The 2,443-nt window shown below is 69.5% G+C and carries 5 protein-coding genes; 1 reads left to right on the top strand and 4 read right to left on the bottom strand.

The genetic code is table 11. The annotated features are described in order from the left end of the window. Positions 1-327 (top strand): ATP-binding protein (locus WA805_RS31085; protein ID WP_425244115.1); only part of this gene is annotated, 327 nt, incomplete at its 5' end. A 26-nt stretch (positions 328-353) separates the two neighbouring features. Here the strand turns inward: WA805_RS31085 and WA805_RS31080 are convergent. From WA805_RS31080 to WA805_RS31065, 4 genes are all read right to left on the bottom strand, one after another. After that, positions 354-536, bottom strand: a complete 183-nt coding sequence (locus WA805_RS31080; protein ID WP_422327163.1) for a hypothetical protein — start codon at positions 534-536, stop codon at positions 354-356. Between the two features lie 32 nt (positions 537-568). Next, the gene (locus WA805_RS31075; RefSeq protein WP_422327162.1) at positions 569-991 is read right to left on the bottom strand and encodes a winged helix-turn-helix domain-containing protein; all 423 of its coding nucleotides are present in this window, start codon (positions 989-991) and stop codon (positions 569-571) included. 84 nt (positions 992-1,075) lie between these two features. Continuing rightward, positions 1,076-2,113, bottom strand: a complete 1,038-nt coding sequence (locus WA805_RS31070) for a hypothetical protein (RefSeq protein ID WP_425244114.1) — start codon at positions 2,111-2,113, stop codon at positions 1,076-1,078. Between the two features lie 224 nt (positions 2,114-2,337). Next, positions 2,338-2,443 (bottom strand): DALR anticodon-binding domain-containing protein (locus WA805_RS31065; RefSeq protein WP_425244116.1); only part of this gene is annotated, 106 nt, incomplete at its 5' end.

Genomic DNA, 2,443 nt, shown 5'->3' with positions numbered 1-2,443 from the left:
GCGGTGCCCGCCGCCGCGGGCGTGCCGACCCAGTGGCCGGGCGGCGTGACGGCGGTCACGGCGCAGACCTGGGACAGCCCGGTCGCCCACCTGGCCCCGTCGCAGCGTCCCCGCGAGTTCGTGCTCCGTCTCAGGCGCGGCGGCGAAGCCGTCTGGGTCGAGGTCTTCGACCCGGACCTGCGGCTGCCGAGGCTGCGCACCGCGCGAGCCACCGACGAGGGCGGCCGGGGTCTTTACCTGGTCGAGCAGCTTGCCACCCGGTGGGGGTCACGACCCACCTCCGAAGGCAAGGCCGTCTGGTTCGAGCTGCCGCTCAACGGTCGCTAACGCCCTGAGCTCTCTCGCGTCAAGGATCAGGGCACGCTGGAGTGCGGGGTCTGGGTGGCCCCGTAAGCAAGGGCGAGCAACACCACGACGACGATGACGACCCCGATCCAGGTTTTTCCGTTGACTGGCATGCTCAAGCGCTTGCGGCCGCGCGTCCATAGCCACGCGGCGCCCAAGCCGATGAGCACCAGCAGGACTATTCCGCTCACTGGCTGCCCTCCCCACTCGTCCCCGGTCGGCGTTAACGAACGGCGGTCCGTCCTATCCGAGGGTACGACAACCGGGCCGGTTCGTCGCGGTGTGAGGCGGTGATACTCGTCTGGGCTTCGGCGGGACGGAGCAGGTAGCCGGCGCCGCGCCTGGTGTGGATCAGCCGGGGGCCGAGCGCGTCGAGCTTGCGCCGCAGGTAGCTGACGTAGGTCTCCACGACCTGGGACTGGGCGCCCTTGTTCCAGCCCCAGACGTCTTTCAGGAGCTGCGCCCTGGTGAGCACCTGCCCCTGGTTACGCATCAGGTAAGCCAGCAGGCGGAACTCGGTGGGAGACAGGTCTACCTGCCTGTCTCCACGGAAGACGGTCCAGCGCGCCTCGTCGAGCACGAGGTCACCAGCCCGCAGTTGGGGCTGGTCGGCGCGCCGGTGGCTGGGATAGCGAAGGTCTGCCATTGGTCCCTTGCGTTCGGTGAGCGGACGGTGCCCGCGGGCGGCGCGTGGCCGCCCGCGGGCTGGTTTTCCGAGAGCCGGCCGGTATCAGAAGTGGGTCGGACTCGCCGACGCGGCGGGGGCCGTCGACGTCACAGTCGGCGTCACGGTCGGTGCCGGCTTGGCGGTGGCCGGTGCCGCGAAGAGCACCAGCTTCGCGATGAGGGCGCCGTGACTGCGGACGCCGACGACGAACACCAGGTCACCCCGGGCCACGCCCGCGGTCGCCATCATGGTCGGCTGCTTGGTCGCGGTCATAGTCGGAGTGGCGGTCGCCATCGCGGTCGCCGTGGGTGTCGCCGTCGCGGTGGCCATTGCGGTCGATGTCGCCGTGGGTGTCGCCGTCGCGGTGGCCATCGCGGTCGATGTCACGGTTGAGGTCGCGGTCGGTGTCGCCGTCACGACGGGCGTCGTCGTCGCGGTAGCAGTGCCCGGCTGCGTCACCGTGGCGGTCGCGGCGGTGATCGTGATCGTGATGACCTGGCCACCCGTGTCGACCGTGATGGTGGTCGGCTTCGATACCGGGGCGGCCATCTGGCTGACCGCGCTGGTGCTGCCTGCCATCGTGACCGCGGCCGGGGCCATGTTGTTGGTCTTCATGGCCGCGGTAGCCGCCGTGTTGTTGCCCGTCATCGCCGCCATGCCCGTGGCGTTCGCGCCCACGTTCCTGACCTTGGTCGCGCCGTTCAGCCACCACAAGTGCAGCTGGCGGTCGGCGGACTTGACGAGCAGGAACTTCTTTGTTGCCAGGACGACGACGCCGCGCTGCGCGGCGAACTCGGTGCGATGCGACCAGAACTGATTGAACGTGCGCATCGGCGCCATCTCGGCCAGCGTGGTCATCGACTTCTGCTGAGACTGGCCCCAGGTGCTGAGCGCCGAGCTCAGCGCCTGCTGCTCGCTGATCGTGTGGTGGAAGTTGAGCGTGAACCCGGCGGACTGAGCCGTCGTCGCCGCGGTGCCGTGGTTGGCGGCCGCGACCGCTGCCACACCTATCGCGCCGCCGCCTACTAGCACCGCGGTGGCGATGCCAAGACGCGCCTTCATGGCCGTCTGGCGGTTGCCGCGCCTGCTGCGGCTTTTCATCGTTGCCTCCTCCTATGGACGCCGCGCCCGCCACGCTCGCCCGTTCGGTTCGATGGCATCGACATTGCCGTGACGCAGCGTCGCCCGGAACGGGTTCGGCGGTCACGTAAGCGGTACGTTCGCGACTTCACATGCTGGGGAGGAAAGGCACATTCATCCCGAACGGACTAGTGGTGACTCCGAAAGCCGCCCGTTATCTCTGCGGGGTTCGCGTAAGACGCGCGCTACATCCGGTCCGGAATCGGCACGCCGAGCAGGCCAAGGCCGGCGGTGAGCACCCGCAGCGCGGCGGCGCACAGCGCGAGGCGGCTTTGCCTGGTCTCGTCGTCG

It is taken from the genome of Trebonia sp., assembly GCF_049794275.1.
Lineage (GTDB): Bacteria > Actinomycetota > Actinomycetes > Streptosporangiales > Streptosporangiaceae > Trebonia.
Note: the sequence above shows the minus strand (reverse complement) of the source record. Positions and strands in the feature narration are given on the sequence as shown.